The 493-nt window shown below is 65.7% G+C and carries 1 protein-coding gene; it reads right to left on the bottom strand.

Annotation, left to right across the window (positions count from 1 at the left end; genetic code table 11):
* Positions 1-493, bottom strand: a 493-nt coding sequence (locus AC6CH0_RS17760) for an Ig-like domain-containing protein (RefSeq protein WP_498103333.1), incomplete at both ends; no start/stop codon positions are given.

Raw genomic sequence — 493 nt, 5'->3', positions numbered from 1 at the left:
ACCCGCCGAACCCGCATACGCCTCATAACTGACATGCGTGCTGCCGATGTCGACGATCTTCCCCAACGACGGCGGCGTCGTGATGCCCACGAGCGTCACCGAATCACCATCAGGATCAATACCATCGAGCGGCACATCGATCTTCACCGCAGTGCCCTCGAACGTGCGCGACGTCAACGGCAGCGGCAACGGCGCGCGGTTGCCCTTCGCGTCGGGACCGACGACCGTGAACCGCACGACAGCTGTCGCCGACTGCTCATAACCGTCGAAGACGCGATACACCACCGAATACACGCCGGGTTCTTGCGGTGCTTGGTAGCGAACCGTGTCATTCGCGACGAACACGAGACCACCCGCACCGGCCGATTCGGCGAGAGCCGGGTCGAGCGTGAGGGGTGCGGCGTCGGGGTGGTAGTCGTTGTCGAGCACCGGCACCGTGACGATGTCGCCGGCGCGCACGGTCACCGCGTCATCCGTCGCGACCGGCGGCTGG

Source organism: Agromyces sp. GQ35 (assembly GCF_059758475.1).
The sequence above is the reverse complement of the archived record's forward strand: the minus strand, read 5'-3'. Positions and strand labels throughout refer to the sequence as shown.